Origin of the sequence: Pseudomonas sp. BF-R-19 (genome assembly GCF_019956445.1) — a bacterium.
Taxonomy (GTDB): Bacteria; Pseudomonadota; Gammaproteobacteria; order Pseudomonadales; family Pseudomonadaceae; genus Aquipseudomonas; species Aquipseudomonas fluorescens_BH.
On record NZ_JAHBDN010000042.1, the window covers coordinates 1 to 16364 of the forward strand.

The window sequence follows — 16364 nt, forward strand, 5'->3', positions numbered from 1 at the left end:
AGCGCTTCGAGTACGACCGGGGCGGGAACTTGATCAGCCGCCAGCGCAGCGGTGCGCCCGGCTTCTCGATGTTCACCTCGGCACGAAGCAACCGTAGCCTCGCGCAGCGCGATGACGGCTCGCTGCCCGGCGAGCCCGAAGTCGCCTTGGCTTTCGATGCCTGTGGCAACCAGTTGGAACTGCAACGCGGGCAAGCCATGCTCTGGGACAACCGCAATCAATTGAGCCGCGTGACGTTGGTCAAACGCGAAACCGAGCCCGACGACTACGAATGCTACCGCTACGACCGCCCTGGCCATCGCTTGCGCAAAACGGGATTCGCCCACAGCAGTGGCCGAACCCTGCGCAGCGAAGTCCGTTACCTCCCCGGTCTGGAAATCCACCGCCAGGCCGATGGCGCAGAGCACCACGTCATCAGCGTCGAAGCCGGGCGCAGCAACGTGCGGGTACTGCACTGGCCCGAAGGCGCGCACCGTGACCAGTTGCGTTACAGCCTCAGCGATCACCTCGGTTCCAGCACCCTGGAACTGGATGACGAGGCGGGCATGCTGACCCAGGAACACTATTACCCCTTTGGCGGTACGGCGTGCTGGGCGGGGAAAAGTGCGTTGGTGGCTAAGTACAAAACCATCCGCTATTCGGGCAAGGAGCGGGATGCGACCGGGCTTTATTTCTATGGCTATCGGTATTACGCACCGTGGTTGCAGCGCTGGGTTTGTCCGGATCCGGCCGGGGAAGTGGATGGTCCCAATCGTTATGCAATGGTGGGCAACAACCCAATCATCTTCGCTGATCGATTCGGGTTGAACGGAGAACAGGTTACGGGCACCCAGATTTTTGGAGGGGTCATTCTCGTGTTCTTGCTGACCTTGATCGGGGCCGGATTGGGTTGGTTGGCGGGCAATGCCATGACAGGTGCTTCAGTCGGGGCCCTGCTGGGTGGGGCGCTGTTTGGGATTGTACGAACGCACGAGTATCTACAGTTACGACCAGAGGCTGTAGCCGCCAATTCCGACGCAGTGGAACGGCAGTTTGGTCAGGACCTTAGAAATCTGGCTACCAGCCTTGCGGCAAACGAAAACCTGACACGGGAGGAAGCTGCGAGGTTTTCGAACTTTGCTTTTGACCACCGTAATATTCCAGGGGGTGATGGGTTGGTGCTTAGACTTTTCCGTGCGCAAACAGGAAAAATCTTTGGGTATACAGGCCCCGAAAACAACGCTGATAAGACATGGCGTGTCCTTAGTACGGAAAAAAATCCAGTTCAAGGGCTCAAGCGGCTTGGCTACAGTACGCTGTTAATTCGAGACACGCCGAGTGAGCAATCATCCACTGAACAGTCTCCCTACGTTGAATCATTTGATGTAGGAGGTGCCGCCTCTGTCGCGAGCGTGCGCAAGGCCGGAAAAAAATCACACTTCAGTTTGGGCTCGGCCACATCATCAGCGGCACCAGCATCTATCCAGCACTGGGAAATTGATACCCGAGCGGTGGATTCAATCCTGGATGATCCGACTGACCCTAGCCACAAAAGCGTTTCCTCAACGATCAACAGTTTGCGTGAGCGTCGCACTGGAGCGATCAGTTGGCATCGCCATCAGGACGGTTTGTGGTCAGCGGATCTGCGGGGGGTTCCTGGAACTACCGGGCGGGGAGCTTACCGTCTGATGTTGAGCCACCAAGGTGGCGTTCACTACAAGGTCGAAGGGATACGGAATCCGCATTAATGGTGTCCAGGCTGCGAACTTTTAGCCTTGCAACTTGAACACCAACGCCTTCAACCCGCACTCCACATCAGCATCCGGAAACTCCGGCGGATTCTCCAGCCGCTGCTCAAAGTGCAGGCTCGGAGCCTCACGGGTCACGCCATCGATCAGGAAGTCGACACCAAACGCCGGGTCGTTCATGCAGGCCAGTACGGTGCCTTGAGGGCTGAGCAGTTCCGGCAGGCGGCGCAGCACGCGCTGGTAATCATTGGTTAGCAGCCTGCTCGCGAAGGCGATTTCACAGGCGCCGACCTGTAACTTCTTACAGTTTCGGTCCGGCGAAAAAAGGCTCAGTCTGTCCTCAGTCAGAGCGAAGGACCGTCAATGCCGTGAGCGCTCACCACCACACCGCGACACCGACGCTGTCGGTCATCGACCCTCGTGCACTGTCGATTCGCAGCGTGGGTTACTGCCGTCATCCCGACAGCCCGGACATTGACCCAAGGATCACCCGGCAATGCTTCGACGCGGCAGGCCGCTTGGTCGAGTCGTGGGACCCACGGTTGTGGGGCACGGCGCCGAAGCCGAACCTGACCACGGTCTACGGCTTGAGTGGGCAACCGTTGTTGACGGACAGCGTCGATGCCGGGTGGCAGTTGAGTGTGCTGGACCAGGTTGGGTTACCTCTCTCGTTCTGGGATGCACGAGGCAGTCAGCGTCACACCGAGTTTGACGAACAACAGCGGCCCATCACCGTCACGGAACAGGCCGCGGGGGAACGACTTCGCGTGGTGGAACGCTTGACCTATGGTGGCTCAGAACCCGCGTACGCCGCACACAACCAATGCGGGCAGGTGATCCGTCATGACCACCCGGCAGGCACACACTGGGCTGCCGACTACGGGCTCGCCGGTTCGGTACTGGTTGAAGAGCAACGCTTGCTCCTCGAACTTGAAACACCCGACTGGCCAATCGAAATCGATGCCAGAGATGAGTACCTGGAAGCTCAATCATTCATCACCCGCCACAGCTTCAATCCCACCGGCGAGCTTCAGGAACAAACCGATGCCATGGGCAACGTTCGCACCTTTGCCTACGACGTGGCAGGAAAATCGAGTGAAGTCTGGCTGCAAATGGCCGGTGAGAACAAGCAGCGACAATCCTTGGTCAGCGACATCCGCTACAACGCCCAGGATCAGGTCGAACGCGAAACCGCCGGCAATGGCGTGCTGACCCTCATCGAGTACGCTGCCGAAGACGGACGGCTGATCCGGCTGGTGGCGGCAGTCGGGAGTCAAAAACCGTTGCAGGACCTGAACTACGTCTACGACCCGGCGGGCAATATCGTCAAACTGCACGACGAGTCCCAAGCTGTCAGCCATTTCAACAACCAGCGCATCGAGCCGATCAACCGCTACCGCTACGACAGCCTGTATCAGCTGGTCGAAGCCCAGGGCTGGGAGGTCAGCCAGCCGAGCCATGGCCCGGCGCTGCCGACACTGCTGCCCACGCCGCTGGACCCCAATCAGCGGCGCAATTACACCCAGCGCTTCGAGTACGACCGGGGCGGGAATTTGATCAGCCGCCAGCACAGTGATGCGCCCGGGTTTTCGATGTTCACCTCGACACGAAGCAACCGCAGCCTGGCGCAACGGGACGATGGCTCGCTGCCGGGTGAGCCCGATATCGATTCGGGTTTCGATGCCGGCGGCAATCAACAGGAACTGCAATGCGGGCAAGCCATGCTCTGGGACAGCCGCAATCAATTGAGCCGTGTGACGTTGGTCAACCGCGAAACCGAGTCTGACGACTACGAATGCTACCGCTACGATCGCCCCGGCCACCGCTTGCGCAAAACGGGATTCGCCCACAGCAGCGGCCGCACCCTGCGCAGCGAGGTGCGTTACCTCCCGGGGCTGGAAATCCACCGCCAGGCCGATGGCGAAGAGCATCACGTCATCAGCGTCGAAGCCGGGCGCGGCAACGTGCGGGCACTGCACTGGCCCGAAGGCGCGCACAACGATCAACTGCGCTACAGTCTCAGCGATCACCTCGGCTCCAGCACCCTGGAACTGGATGACGAGGCGGGCGTGCTGACCCAGGAACACTATTACCCGTTCGGCGGCACGGCGTGCTGGGCGGGTAGACGTGCGCTGGTGGCGCAGTACAAAACCATCCGCTATTCAGGTAGAGAGCGGGATGCGACCGGGCTTTATTACTATGGCTACCGGTATTACGCGCCGTGGTTGCAGCGCTGGATTTGTCCCGATCCTGCGGGGAGTGTAGATGGTCTTAATATCTATCAAATGGTTGGAAACAATCCAGTCAGCTTCTACGACTGGCAAGGCACGTTAAAGATTCCGGCGGACATTTTTATTGCCGATATTGTTAATCCCACCGCAAAAAGTATTGGAACAGGGTGGTTCGAAGAACTTGTGTGGAATGAACAAAAAAGTACTTTCGTGAGTGTCGGGCCCGTTTATGGTCGTGGGTTGAAAGTAATCGAGGGGGAAAGTTCCGAGTGGACACCTGGTTCATTCGGGCACGCGGTTGCCCTGTTTCGCGATCAGGACCGTAAGCTTCGACTTTTTGTAAATATGTACTTTCAGCATATGGGCATACAACCCGAGATGGGCCTGCCAGAGTTTGCCGGGGTGTTGAAGGTTGATGAACAGGACTCGTCAAGATTCATTATCACCAACCATTCCGGGCACTACAAACCGGAGTCATCGATTGACGTCGAGGCGATGATTCGTGAGGTCGTTCCGCAACAACAGTCAGTGAGCTATGTCCCGACTCCTGAAAGTTCGACCTTTGATTCAGCGCTGCGATTGAGTTTCATTGATTCCCCCGAGAAATATTCGGACCTCGTAAAGAAGTTTAGAAGTGATTTCACTGGTTTTATCGGGTATCTAAAAGAGCAAGATGTTTGGGAAGCAGCCAAAGAACGTTGGGCCGATAGCGAAGGGATGAATATCATTTTTGAGATGGACGCTACAGGATTGACAGCCCAGCAAATCTATAGCAAAAAATCCGAATCCAGGAAAGCCGAATCAAGTAAAACTGAACCTTTGAATAAACTTGGAGGAGCCAACAGAGCTTTGGCTACCGCGCCACCTCCACCGGCCCGTAGAGATCCCAGGAAGCCTTCGTTTTTACAAAAACTGTTTGGTAAGCGGTGAGAGGGCGACGTTGATCCTTGATGCGAAACATCACGTTATTTAGCCAGTTTGAACACCAACGCCTTCAACCCACACTCCACATCAGCATCCGGAAACTCCGGCGGATTCTCCAGCCGCTGCTCAAACCGCAAGCTCGGCGCCTCACGGGTCACGCCATCAATCAGGAAATCGGCACCAAACGCCGGGTCGTTCATGCACGCCAGCACGGTACCCTGAGGGCCGAGCAATTCCGGCAAGCGGCGCAGCACACGCTGGTAATCCTTGGTCAGCAAAAAGCTGCCTTTCTGGAACGACGGCGGGTCGATGATCACCAGGTCGTAAGGCCCTTTGCCGATCACCTTGCCCCAGGACTTGAACAGGTCGTGGCCGAGAAAGGTCACGTTGCTCAGGTCGTGGCCGTTGAGCCGGTGGTTGTCGCGGCCACGGCTCAGGGCCGGGCTGGACATGTCGAGGTTGACCACGTGGCTCGCGCCGCCTTCGATGGCCGCCACCGAAAAGCCGCAGGTGTAGGCGAACAGGTTCAGTACCCGCTTGCCCTCGGCATTGGCGCGGACCCAATCGCGGCCGTAGCGCATGTCGAGAAACAGCCCGGTGTTCTGCTTGCGGCCCAAATCTACACGGTACTTCAGGCCGCCCTCGGTGATGGTCATTTCCTCGATGATGTCCCCCAGCAGCCACTCGGTGGTGCTTTGCAGCAGGTAGCGATGTTGCAACAGCAGCGTGTGGGCACCGGATTTTACCCACTGCTCAGACTGGGTGATCGCCATCAGCACCTGCTTCAGGTCTTCCAGCTGCGCCGCTTCCGGCTCCTTGAACAGCGCTACCAGCACCACGCCCTGCAACCAGTCCACGGTCACTTGCTCCAGCCCCGGCCAGCAGCGGCCACGGCCGTGGAACAGGCGGCGGGTTTCGGCGGGGGCGGCCGCCAGGGCGGTCAGCAGGTGCTGGTTGAGGGTGGCGAGGGCTTCAGGGTTCATCGGGTCGGGTCGGTCATTTGTGGGGGGCGGCATTTAAACATAATTGCGCAATGGGCGGACCACACAAAACCCTGTGGGAGCGGGCTTGCTCGCGAAAGCGGTGTGTCGGCCAACATCGATAGCGACTGACACTACGCATTCGCGAGCAAGCCCGCTCCCACAGGATTCCGGGGCGCATTCGGATGCGAGTTATCACGTTTAATTTAACTTTACGTGAGGATTTGGCGATCTTCCGGCTCCCATACTCGGCCCCAACGAACAACAACAAACGGGAGCCGGACATGTCGCAGAGCACTGCTTCACCCAAGTCCAGTCATCCACGCTGGCTACGCCTGACCCATTGGCTCAACGCCTTGGCGGTGCTGGTGATGGTCACCAGTGGCTGGCGCATCTACAACGCCTCGCCGATCTACGATTTCAGTTTTCCCAATTCGATCACCCTCGGTGGCTGGCTGGCAGGCGCGCTGCAATGGCATTTCGCGGCGATGTGGTTCCTGGCGATCAACGGCCTGATATACCTGGCCTTCAACCTGTTCAGCGGACGCCTGAAGCGGCGTTTCTTCCCGGTTTCGCCCAAAGGTGTGCTGCATGACCTGTGGGCCGCCTTGCGCGGAAAACTCGGGCACGCCGATCTCAGTCATTACAACCAGGTGCAGCGTTTTGCATACCTGTTCGTGATGGTCGACATCCTGCTGCTGGTGCTCTCCGGGCTGGTGTTGTGGAAGTCGGTGCAGTTTCCGCTGCTGCGTGAATTGCTGTTCGGCTACGAGGGCGCACGCCGCGTGCACTTCTTCGCCATGGCATTGCTGGTGGCCTTCGTGGCGGTGCATCTGCTGATGGTCGCATTGGTTCCAAAAACGCTGTTGGCCATGATCGTCGGCCGCAAGGAGCAGGTATGAAAAAGCGCATTCAGGTACCCGGGCTGGACGAGGCTTCGATCCTGACCGACGCCCGCAAGATCCTCGCGCCACAGATCGAAGACCGCTCGCGCCGCTCGTTCCTGTTGCGCGGCCTGACCCTTGGCGGCGTGGCGATGTTGTCCGGTTGCAACATCACCGACAACGACAGCGTCGAGACCGCGCTGTCGTCCATGTCGCGCTTCAACGACCGGGTGCAGGGCTGGCTGTTCAACCCCAACGCGATGGCGCCGACCTATCCCGAATCGATGATCACCCGGCCGTTTCCCTTCAATGCCTTCTACGGCATCGACGAAGCGCCGACGGTGGAGGAGGAGGGCTATCGCCTGGAAGTCACCGGGCTGGTCGCCGACAAGCGCAGCTGGCGCCTCGAAGAACTGCGGGCCATGGCCCAGACCGAGCAGATCACCCGGCACATTTGCGTCGAAGGGTGGAGCGCGATCGGGCGTTGGGGCGGCGTGCGCTTCAGCGATTTCCTCAAGCGCATCGGCGCCGACACCGACGCCAAATACGTCGGTTTCAAATGCGTCGACGACTACTACACCAGCATCGACATGGCCACCGCGCTGCATGCGCAGACCCTGCTGACGCTGACCTGGGACGGCGCGGTGCTGCCGCGTGAATACGGCTTCCCGATGAAGCTGCGCATGCCCACCAAGCTTGGCTACAAGAACCCCAAACACATTCAGGCGATTTTCGTCAGCAACACCTACAACGGCGGCTACTGGGAAGACCAGGGCTACAACTGGTTCGGTGGCAGCTGACGGGTGCCTGGCCATTTCACACCTCCACAACCCACGCTCCAAGGAGTTTCATCATGAAAAAGTTGACCACTGTTGTTCTGTCCATGTGCCTGGCCGTTGGTGCTGCCTCTGTGTTCGCCGCTGACACCATGAGCAACGACAGCATGAGCAAGGATTCGATGTCCAAGGACGCCATGTCCAAGGACGCGATGAAGAAGACCGATTCGATGTCCAAGGATGCGATGTCCAAAGACGGTATGTCCAAGGATGCGATGTCCAAGGACGCGATGAAAAAAGATGCGATGTCCAAGGAAGCGATGAAAAAAAGCGAAATGTCGCAGTAAGTCCAAACAGCCGAAATCCCCTGTGGGAGCGGGCTTGCTCGCGAAGGCGGTGTATCAGTCAACATTGATAGCGACTGACACTACGCCATCGCGAGCAAGCCCGCTCCCACAGGTTTTTGTCGCCGCTCAAAAGGACATCGATCAAGTGATCCAGGGCCGCCACCTGATGGGCAAAATTGATCAGCACACTTGATACCGGTCACCTGGCTGCAACAAAAATGAATTTCCGCCGAGTCCGCTGCTCATACCTTTTAGGTAGCGGATCAGAACCCGCGAAATCATTGAGGCAATCAGGGAGCAGCACGGTCATGAGTCGAGTACCGACGGCGGGTGGGGATCTTCCTGGCGGGTTGATTCTGGTGGTTGAGGACGACCCGCTGATCCTGGAGTTTCTCTGCGAGATTCTTCAGGAGGAGGGTTTTGTCGTCGAGCCGCAAATCAGTGCGGACGCAGCAGCGATCTATCTGGAACAGCATGCACCGCAGGTGCACATGTTGCTGACAGACATCACCATGCCCGGCACGCTCAATGGCGCGGACCTGGCCAACCAGTTCGGCGATCGCTGGCCGGACAAGCCGATCATGATCATGTCCGGTTTCGAAACCCCTGAAAGCGCAGGTGTGCGGCACGCGGTCTCGTTCATCAAGAAACCCTGGATGATTGGCGGGCTGCTCGATTGCGTGGGCCAGACCTTCAAGTCCAAACGACTCAACTGAGCTGCGCGCAGATGCTACATTGCCGGGCAAATCCGTCTGGCACCTGCGAGGTTCTGTTCCTTGTCCGATCACTCTGTATTCAACTCGACTTACCGTGCCTTTCTGTTCGACATGGACGGTACGGTCCTGACGTCCATTGCCGCCGCCGAGCGGGTCTGGACCACCTGGGCCGTGCGCCATGGTGTCGATGTCGACGCCTTCCTGCCGACCATTCACGGTGCCCGTGCCATCGACACCATCAGGCGCCTGGGCTTGCCCGGGGTGGATGCCGAGGCGGAAGCCGCGTGGATTACCGAAGCGGAAATCGTCGACGTCGAGGGGGTATTGGAAGTGGCTGGCGCGGCGAAGTTCTTGCGGTCCTTGCCAGCCAGCCAATGGGCCATCGTCACTTCCGCCCCGCGGGAGCTGGCGTTGCGGCGGATGGCGGCGGCGGGGATTCCCGAGCCTGCCGTGATGATTACCGCCGAGGATGTGACTGCCGGCAAACCGGACCCCGCGGGTTACCGCCTCGCAGCCCGGCGCCTGGGTGTCGAGCCTGGGCAGTGCCTGGTTTTTGAAGATGCCACTGTGGGGATTCTGGCGGCCGAGGCGGCGGGGGCGGACTTGATGATTGTCACGGCGACCCATGAGCAGCCGATCGAGACGTTGCATGGGACGTTGGCGGGTTATGACATGGTTGCCGCGAGCGTGGATGCCGACGGTCTGATTCGTTTGCAGTTTTTGTGAACGACACATTTCCCCTGTGGGAGCGGGCTTGCTCGCGAAGGCGGTGTGTCATGCAATTGCAATTTCGACGGATACTCCGCTTTCGCGAGCAAGCCCGCTCCCACAGGGGATCAGTGTTCCAGTTAGTAAAGCCCGGGGATCAGCCGCCAGCTGCGGGCGCAATAGGCCTCGTATTCGCTGCCGAACTGTGCCCTCAGCAAGGCCTCTTCCGAGTGAATGCGCGCGATCAGCGGGATCAGCGTCAGCGCCACCAATATCAGCCCGACACCCGAACGAAAGGCCAGTGCCCAACCCATGCCGATGACCATCATCCCCAGATAACTGGGGTTGCGCAGGTTGCGGTAAATGCCCTCGGTGACCAGTCGATGCCCCGGCTGAATGGCCACCAGCCCGCTGAAGCGCTTGCCCAGCACAAACACCGGCCACAACCGCAGCGCGCCGCCGACGATGAACAACAGCGCCCCGAGCCAGCGCACACCCTCACCGCCAAAGGTCCAGAAATCGATGCGGTCGGTATAGGCCGGCAGAAAGCCGCTCAGTAAACCGATCACGCCGAAGGCCGGAATGACCCAGCGATTGGCCCGGTCTTCGCGTTCCCCCGAACTCAGATTGACTTCGGTGAACAGTGATACGACGGCCATGATCAGGGTGACCAGGGCAATGACGACCAGTGCACCGTGGCTGAAGTAAGCCGCGAAACCACCCAGTCCCCAGATCGCCAGGGCGAGGTAGGCGAGGGTGCTGACGACGGCGAAAAACGCCAGTTTGGCCGAAATTTTCATGGTGCCTCCAAAAGTAACCTCCGTCAGGTTGAGTGTAGATTCCGATGGTTCTCAAGCCGGGCGAGGGCGCGATCAAGGCACCTCTGCTCGAGCATTGCGCCGAATCACCTGTGGCGGTTGCCCGAACACCCGCAGGAAGGTTTCGCGCATGCGTCGGCGGTCGGTGAACCCGGTTTCCAGGGCGATCTGGTCGAGGGTCAGGCGTCCGCGTTCGAGCATCTGGCGCGCCGCTTCCAGGCGCAGGCTTTCGATGGCCTTGGCCGGCGATTGCCCGGTTTCGGCGCGAAATGCCCGGCTGAATTGTCGGGGGCTGAGGTTGGCCACTTGTGCCAGTTGCTCCACCGAAAGGGGCTGGGCCAGGTGTTCCCGGGCGTAGCCGAGCACGGTTTGAATACGATCGGATTTCGGCTCCAGCTCCAGCAGCGCCGAGTGTTGCGACTGGCCGCCAGCGCGGCGGTGGTACATCACCAGTTTTTGCGCCACGGCCCGGGCCAGCTCGGCGCCGTGGTCCTTTTCCACCATGGCCAGTGCCAGGTCGATACCCGCCGTCATGCCGGCGGAGGTCCAGATCGAACCGTCGATCACATAGATGCGATCGGCCTCGACCTTGATCGCCGGAAACCGTGCCTGCAGTTCCCGGGCGTAGGCCCAGTGGGTGGTGGCCCGCCGTCCGTCGAGCAAACCGGCCTGGGCCATGACGAACGCCCCGGAGCAGATCGACGCCGTACGGCGTGCAGTGTTGATGCTGGCCTGCAGGTAATCCAGCACGGCCTTGGGCGCCTGTTCGACGATGGAGTCGCCACCGACCACGATCACCGTGTCGAACACGCGCCCGTCGAATGCCTCGGTGCCGACGCTCAAACCGCCGGAGGCGCGCAGGTTGTGACCGTTTTCGGACAGCACGCGCACGTCATACAGCGTCTCGGCGGCACTGAAATTGGCGTACTCGAACACCGGCATGGCGGCCAGCGCCATGGACTGGAAACCCTCGAAAACCACGAACGCCACGCTGATCATCGACCTGTCCTCAAACGGTTGTGTCCGAAAAACGTACTTTAAACGTCATTTGAGACATTCGAAAGTCCCTTTATAACGGTCAGCACCCGGCGACTCTCTCGCCTCACCGTAGAGGAATTGCACCATGGCGCTCTCATCCAAAGGCACTGCACTGATCACCGGCGCTTCTTCGGGCATTGGCGCGATGTATGCCGACCGCCTGGCCCGGCAGGGTTACGACCTGATTCTGGTAGCCCGCAGCCAGGGCAAGCTCAATGCCCTGGCCAGTCATTTGAGCGACGAAACCGGGCGCACCGTGGAGGTGGTGGCCGCCGACCTGACGAACAAGGCGGACTCGCTGCGGGTCGAACAGATCCTGCGCAGCGACGCCAGCATCACCCTGTTGGTCAACAACGCCGGGGTCGGTGGCGTCATGCCGCTGCTGGCAAGTCCCGTGGACGACATGGAAGCGATGATCGACCTCAACGTGACGGCGTTGATGCGCCTGGCCTATGCCGTCGTACCGGGCTTTGTCGCCCGGGGCACCGGCACCGTGATCAACATCGCCTCCATCGTCGCCATCGCCCCGGAAATCCTCAACGGCGTGTACGGCGGGACCAAGTCGTTCGTCTTGAGCCTGAGCCAGTCGATGCAACATGAACTGGCGGACAAGGGCGTACGCATCCAGGCGGTGTTGCCGGGGGCGACCGCCACCGATTTCTGGAGCGAGGCCGGCAACCCGGTGGAAAACCTGCCGCAGGAAATCGTGATGTCCGCCGAAGACATGGTCGATGCCGCGCTCGCTGGCCTGGCGGCTGGCGAAGTGGTGACCATTCCGGGGCTGCACGATGGCAGCCAGTGGGACCGCTACGAAGCCCAGCGCCGGACGCTGTCCGGGTTGTTTGGCAATTGCGTGGCGGCGCCGCGTTATCGCTGAGACGGTCGCCCCGAGGCCGGGTGAACTAAGCTTGGGAGAGAGGACCGTTCACCACCGGCTCGCGCAAGCTCCGCGAGCCGGTGGCGTGTAACAGGAGCCCATATGCTTCACATCCGAACACCTTTGATCCTGCACCCAGGCCTGTCGACCCCGACCCGCCGTATCTGGCTGAAACTGGAAAACCTGCAACCCAGCGGCTCGTTCAAATTACGCGGCATGGGTTTGCTGTGCAGCCGGGCTCAGCAGCAGGGCAAGCGCAAGGTGGTCTGTCCCTCAGCCGGGAACGCGGGGCTGGCCACGGCCATGGCCGCTGCCCGCCTGGGGCTCAAGGCATGCATCGTGGTACCGCACACCACCCCGCAAAGCACCCGGGCGCGGATCAGCAAGACCGGCGCCGAAGTGATCGTGCACGGCAAGGTCTGGGACGAAGCCAATCAACGGGCAAAGGAACTCGCCCAGGACCCACGCAGTGAATTTGTGCCGGCCTTCGACCACCCGCTGTTGTGGGAAGGGCACAGCACCATGGTCGATGAAATCCTTGAAGACTGCCCGCCAGTGGATGTGCTGGTGACATCGGTGGGCGGCGGTGGCTTGCTGGCAGGGCTGCTCACCGGACTGATTCGTCATCGGCACACCGATTGCCGCATCGTAGCCTGCGAAACCGAAGGCGCGGCGTCGTTCGCCGCGGCGGTGGCGGCCGGGTACCCGGTCAAACTGGCGAAAATCGACACCGTCGCCACTTCCCTGGGCGCCGCGCAAGTGGCCGCCTGGCCGGTCAGGCACATCGGCGATTTTTCCCATGAGTGCGTGGTGCTCAGTGATGATGACGCGATCATGGGCGTGGTGCGTTACGCCAATGATTTGCGTCAGTTGGTCGAACCGGCGTGCGGTGTTTCATTGGCGATTGCCTACCTGGATCACCCGGCGATTGCCGACGCCCGTGACGTGGTGATCGTGGTATGCGGCGGGGTGAGTATCAACGCGCAACTCGTGGCCGGGTGGGCACGCTTGTCCACTGGCACGCACGCCAGGTAGGGCTGGAAACGCTATCCCGGTGTCACAAGCCCCACCGCTGGCGATGACGATCTTCAGTGATCGGTGGCAACACCTTCCTGGACGAGAATGGCGCGGGCCAGGTCCTCGTCGCTTGCGTTGTTGAGGGCGGGATTGTCCTGGCGGATCTTTTTCAACACCGACTCCAGGTAAGCACCACGAATTGCACCGCCGCTGGCGACGAAGCTGGATGCGTCATCCCGGGCGGGAATCATGAGTTTGTGGTCTTTGAACGTCGAGTACAGCGAGGCGGATACCCCGGCGGAAGTGGCGACGTCACCCGCATCCACATCGGCCAGAGCCGAGCCGAAAGGTAAACAAAGTACCAGGGAAGAAATGATAAACATCCGGCGCATGACGGTGTCCTCCGACAGCATGAAGCATAAGGGAAGTACCACATAGTTTAGGATGCGCGGCGATCACCAAGAGTTCCGTGGAGCGTTTTCGCTTTATTGCCGACAACGCCGATCAGTCCATACATGGCGTGGCGGGGCTGGTGAACCTGTTCGGCATCGAATCACCGGGGCTGACCGGTTGCCTGGCGCTCGCCGAGCGCGTGGTGAAACGCCTGAATGACCGATGATCAGTGCTCGCGCTGCATTGCGGGCATCGGGTCTATGCTAGGGGGTGCGCTTACTGCCATCGGAGAACTCTGATGATCACCGTACGCACTGCCTGCCTGCTGGCCGATTACAAACGCTGGGCCAATCAGCGCCTCTTTGACAGCCTCGCGGCGCTCCCTCCGGGCGAAGTCAAAAAAGAACGGGTGTCGGTGTTCAAGAACATGATCGGCACCCTCAATCACGTGTACGTGGTGGATTGCATCTGGCAGGCGCACCTCGAAGGCCGGGGGCATGGCTTCAAGACCTCACACGACCTGCTGCATGCCGACCTGTCCGAACTGCGCATGGCGCAAAAAGCCATCGATCGCTGGTACTGCGACTGGAGCGCCCGGCAAACCGATGCCTCCCTGGACAAGCTCCTGGAATTCACCTTTGTCTCAGGCGAAAGCGGCACCATGAGCGCCGGCGCGATGCTGATGCACGTGGTCAACCACGCCAGCTATCACCGTGGCTGGGTGGTGCAGATGTACTTCGAGATTCCGGCCATGCCACCGGTGACCGACATGCCGGTGTATTTGCGCGAGTCCGAGCCGGTGGTCCTGCAGTCGCTCAATGCCCCGATAGTGGCGCCGCCATGTGCTGTACAATTTTCGAGCGCAACCAGCGTTCTGCCGGATCGTTATCGTTGACCCCGTTCCAGACCATCGACAGTTCGGACAGGTTGATATCAAACGGTGCATCGTCTGCCCGTAACTGGCTGCTGCCTTCGATCAACGCACTGGCCGCGTAATCCGGCACGGTGGCGAGCATGTCAGTACCCGCCAGCAAGGCCCGCAACCCCGCGAACTGTGGCACCGCCAGCACCACCCGGCGTGAGCGGCCGATCCGGGCCAGGTCATTGTCGATGGCGCCGCTCAGATCCCCGGAAAACGACACCAGCGCGTGAGGTCGTTCGCAGAACTCGTCCAGGGTCAACGGGCCCGGACGATCGTCGCCGCGCAGGATCTTCACGCTCAAATCGCGCAATTTCTTGCGCTTGGCATTGGCCGGCAATTCCGTGGTGTAGCTGATGCCGACAGAAATCTCGCCGCTGGCCAGCATCGACGACATCAGCAGGAAATTCACCCGGCGCACCACCACCACAACGTTCTGCGCTTCTTCACGAATCTGCTTGAGCAGCGGCGGAAACAGCCCGAACTCGGCGTCGTCGGACAGGCCGATACGAAACACCTCGCGGCTGGTGGACGGATCGAAATCCTTGGCTCGGCTGACGGCCCCGGAAATGGTGTCCATCGCCGGCTGCAATTCCTTGAGAATCTGCAATGCCCGCAGGGTCGGCTCCAGGGTTCGTCCGTTGCGCACCAGCAACGGGTCGTCGAACAGATCGCGCAACTTTGCCAGCGACGCGCTGACAGCGGGCTGGCCGAGGAACAGCTTTTCCCCGGCCCGGGTCAGGTTCTTCTCGAACATCAGGGTTTCGAAAATCACCAGCAGGTTCATGTCCACGCGGCGCAGGTCGTTGCGGTTCATGGTGGAGGGCTCGCTGGGGATTGGGGTCTTTTCAGTAAAGCACCAAACCCTGTAGGAGCGAGCCTGCTCGCGATAGCGGTGTGTCAGCTACATAAATGTTGAATGTGCCGCCGCCATCGCGAGCAAGCTCGCTCCCACACTGGATTTTCAGCGAGCACAAATGCTGCGTACGACCCCCATCAACTGTGGGAGCGAGCTTGCTCGCGATGGCGGTCTGACAGTCACATAGAGCTGAATGTGCTGCCGCCATCGCGAGCAGGCTCACTCCTACAAGGTTATGTGGCGGAGTCTGGCTCCGTCAGCACCTTCCTGAACGTCTCCACCAGCGGCCGCAGGTTGATCCGGTGCCACGCTGCCCACAGCGGCGTGGTGAAGCAAATCCACGGCACTTCCCGCAGCACCACACCCGGCGGGGCGTTGCGGCTCAGGCCTTTCTGGATCATCGCGATGCCCAGCCCCGGCGCCACCAACCCAAGCGCGGTGAAAGGCTCGGTGGCTTGCATGCGGATGTCCGGGGTGAAGCCGGCCCGGATGCAGGCGCTGACGAAGTCGTCGTGGCAGCTGGCGTTCTGTCGGTGTTGCACGCCGATCCATTCCTGGTCGGCGAGGTCCGCCGGGGTCAGCACAGTCTGCTGCGCCAGCGGATGGTGCTCGGGCAGGGCCAGCAGCATCGGATCGTCCAGCACCTGAAAACCCAGCAGGTCCGGGTCGTCATCGGTCGGTGGTTCGCTCACCAGGGCAATATCCAGGCTTCGCTGGCGCAAGCCTTCGAGTTGTTCGGCCGAGCTGAGGTTGTACAGCGCCACGTGTACGTTCGGCCGGTCGACCCGCAGCACGCGCAAGGCATTGGGCAGCACGCCGGCGTGCATGGCATTTTCGATGTAGCCAATGCACAGGCCGCCTTCTTCGCCACGCCCCAGACGCTTGCCAAGGGATTCCAGTCGATTGGCGTGGATCAACAGGGCGCGGGTTTCGGCGAGGAACGTCTGGCCGTCGCGGGTCAGGCGGATGCGTTGCTGGCTGCGCTCGAACAGGGTCAGGCCCAGGCGCTCTTCGAGCTGGGCGATCTGCCGGCTCAGGGGCGACTGGGAAATGTGCAGGCGTTCGGCGGCACGCCCGACGTGTTCTTCCTCGGCGACAGCGACGAAGTAGCGCAATTGGCGGATGTCGATCATGTTAGACCTGTAGGGAC

At 60.6% G+C, this 16364-nt stretch carries 16 protein-coding genes and 2 pseudogenes; 11 read left to right on the forward strand and 7 right to left on the reverse strand.

What is annotated here, in order from left to right; all coding sequences use genetic code 11:
* The coding region (locus tag KGB28_RS09445) for an RHS repeat-associated core domain-containing protein (RefSeq protein ID WP_223444414.1) at nucleotides 1-1727 on the forward strand (1727 nt) is incomplete at its 5' end.
* A gap of 21 nt (nucleotides 1728-1748) precedes the next feature.
* Here KGB28_RS09445 and KGB28_RS09450 read toward each other — a convergent pair.
* A pseudogene (locus tag KGB28_RS09450) lies at nucleotides 1749-1991 on the reverse strand (class I SAM-dependent methyltransferase); the annotation flags it as partial.
* Nucleotides 1992-2095: 104 nt separating this feature from the next.
* On the opposite strand from KGB28_RS09450, the gene KGB28_RS09455 reads away from it, so the two are divergent.
* Entirely contained in the window at nucleotides 2096-4888 is a 2793-nt protein-coding gene (locus KGB28_RS09455) for an RHS repeat domain-containing protein (protein ID WP_223444416.1), read from the forward strand.
* A 35-nt stretch (nucleotides 4889-4923) separates the two neighbouring features.
* On the opposite strand, the gene KGB28_RS09460 is transcribed toward KGB28_RS09455, so the two are convergent.
* The gene (locus KGB28_RS09460) at nucleotides 4924-5865 is read right to left on the reverse strand and encodes a class I SAM-dependent methyltransferase (protein WP_223444418.1); all 942 of its coding nucleotides are present in this window, start codon (nucleotides 5863-5865) and stop codon (nucleotides 4924-4926) included.
* 281 nt (nucleotides 5866-6146) lie between these two features.
* Between KGB28_RS09460 and KGB28_RS09465 the strand changes: the two genes are divergently transcribed.
* The 5 genes from KGB28_RS09465 to KGB28_RS09485 all read left to right on the forward strand — a co-directional run bounded on the left by KGB28_RS09465 (nucleotide 6147) and on the right by KGB28_RS09485 (nucleotide 9311).
* A complete protein-coding gene (locus tag KGB28_RS09465; RefSeq protein ID WP_223444420.1) occupies nucleotides 6147-6764 on the forward strand; it encodes a cytochrome b/b6 domain-containing protein in 618 nt (205 codons plus the stop codon).
* Entirely contained in the window at nucleotides 6761-7546 is a 786-nt protein-coding gene (locus tag KGB28_RS09470; protein ID WP_223444422.1) for a molybdopterin-dependent oxidoreductase, read from the forward strand. Before KGB28_RS09465 ends, KGB28_RS09470 begins: the two co-directional genes overlap by 4 nt.
* 53 nt (nucleotides 7547-7599) lie before the next feature.
* Nucleotides 7600-7869, forward strand: coding sequence for a pentapeptide MXKDX repeat protein (locus KGB28_RS09475; RefSeq protein ID WP_223444424.1), 270 nt, complete (start codon nucleotides 7600-7602; stop codon nucleotides 7867-7869).
* Nucleotides 7870-8177: 308 nt separating this feature from the next.
* Nucleotides 8178-8585, forward strand: a complete 408-nt coding sequence (locus tag KGB28_RS09480; RefSeq protein WP_223444425.1) for a response regulator — start codon at nucleotides 8178-8180, stop codon at nucleotides 8583-8585.
* 60 nt (nucleotides 8586-8645) lie between these two features.
* Nucleotides 8646-9311, forward strand: coding sequence for an HAD-IA family hydrolase (locus KGB28_RS09485; protein ID WP_223444426.1), 666 nt, complete (start codon nucleotides 8646-8648; stop codon nucleotides 9309-9311).
* Between the two features lie 122 nt (nucleotides 9312-9433).
* Here KGB28_RS09485 and KGB28_RS09490 read toward each other — a convergent pair whose 3' ends face one another.
* Both KGB28_RS09490 and KGB28_RS09495 read right to left on the reverse strand, forming a co-directional pair.
* Nucleotides 9434-10093, reverse strand: a complete 660-nt coding sequence (locus tag KGB28_RS09490) for a methyltransferase family protein (RefSeq protein WP_223444427.1) — start codon at nucleotides 10091-10093, stop codon at nucleotides 9434-9436.
* A 72-nt stretch (nucleotides 10094-10165) separates the two neighbouring features.
* Nucleotides 10166-11110, reverse strand: a complete 945-nt coding sequence (locus tag KGB28_RS09495) for a GlxA family transcriptional regulator (RefSeq protein WP_223444428.1) — start codon at nucleotides 11108-11110, stop codon at nucleotides 10166-10168.
* Between the two features lie 124 nt (nucleotides 11111-11234).
* On the opposite strand from KGB28_RS09495, the gene KGB28_RS09500 reads away from it, so the two are divergent.
* Together KGB28_RS09500 and KGB28_RS09505 are read left to right on the forward strand one after the other, a co-directional pair.
* Nucleotides 11235-12026: an SDR family NAD(P)-dependent oxidoreductase gene (locus KGB28_RS09500; RefSeq protein WP_223444429.1), complete on the forward strand. Its 792-nt coding sequence runs from the start codon at nucleotides 11235-11237 to the stop codon at nucleotides 12024-12026.
* Between the two features lie 102 nt (nucleotides 12027-12128).
* Nucleotides 12129-13061 carry a pyridoxal-phosphate dependent enzyme gene (locus KGB28_RS09505; RefSeq protein WP_223444431.1) on the forward strand — a complete coding sequence of 311 codons (933 nt, stop codon included), beginning with the start codon at nucleotides 12129-12131 and terminating at the stop codon, nucleotides 13059-13061.
* Nucleotides 13062-13114: 53 nt separating this feature from the next.
* Here KGB28_RS09505 and KGB28_RS09510 read toward each other — a convergent pair whose 3' ends face one another.
* Nucleotides 13115-13435 carry a DUF2388 domain-containing protein gene (locus KGB28_RS09510; RefSeq protein ID WP_223444433.1) on the reverse strand — a complete coding sequence of 107 codons (321 nt, stop codon included), beginning with the start codon at nucleotides 13433-13435 and terminating at the stop codon, nucleotides 13115-13117.
* A 122-nt stretch (nucleotides 13436-13557) separates the two neighbouring features.
* Here KGB28_RS09510 and KGB28_RS09515 point away from each other — a divergent pair.
* Both KGB28_RS09515 and KGB28_RS09520 read left to right on the forward strand, forming a co-directional pair.
* Nucleotides 13558-13662 (forward strand): annotated as a pseudogene (locus KGB28_RS09515) (hypothetical protein); the annotation flags it as partial.
* A 72-nt stretch (nucleotides 13663-13734) separates the two neighbouring features.
* The gene (locus KGB28_RS09520; protein ID WP_150756555.1) at nucleotides 13735-14331 is read left to right on the forward strand and encodes a DinB family protein; all 597 of its coding nucleotides are present in this window, start codon (nucleotides 13735-13737) and stop codon (nucleotides 14329-14331) included.
* Here the strand turns inward: KGB28_RS09520 and KGB28_RS09525 are convergent.
* Nucleotides 14252-15172, reverse strand: coding sequence for a LysR substrate-binding domain-containing protein (locus tag KGB28_RS09525; RefSeq protein WP_150756554.1), 921 nt, complete (start codon nucleotides 15170-15172; stop codon nucleotides 14252-14254). The genes KGB28_RS09520 and KGB28_RS09525 overlap by 80 nt on opposite strands.
* A gap of 275 nt (nucleotides 15173-15447) precedes the next feature.
* Nucleotides 15448-16347: a LysR substrate-binding domain-containing protein gene (locus tag KGB28_RS09530; protein ID WP_223444435.1), complete on the reverse strand. Its 900-nt coding sequence runs from the start codon at nucleotides 16345-16347 to the stop codon at nucleotides 15448-15450.
* Nucleotides 16348-16364: the final 17 nt, after the last annotated feature.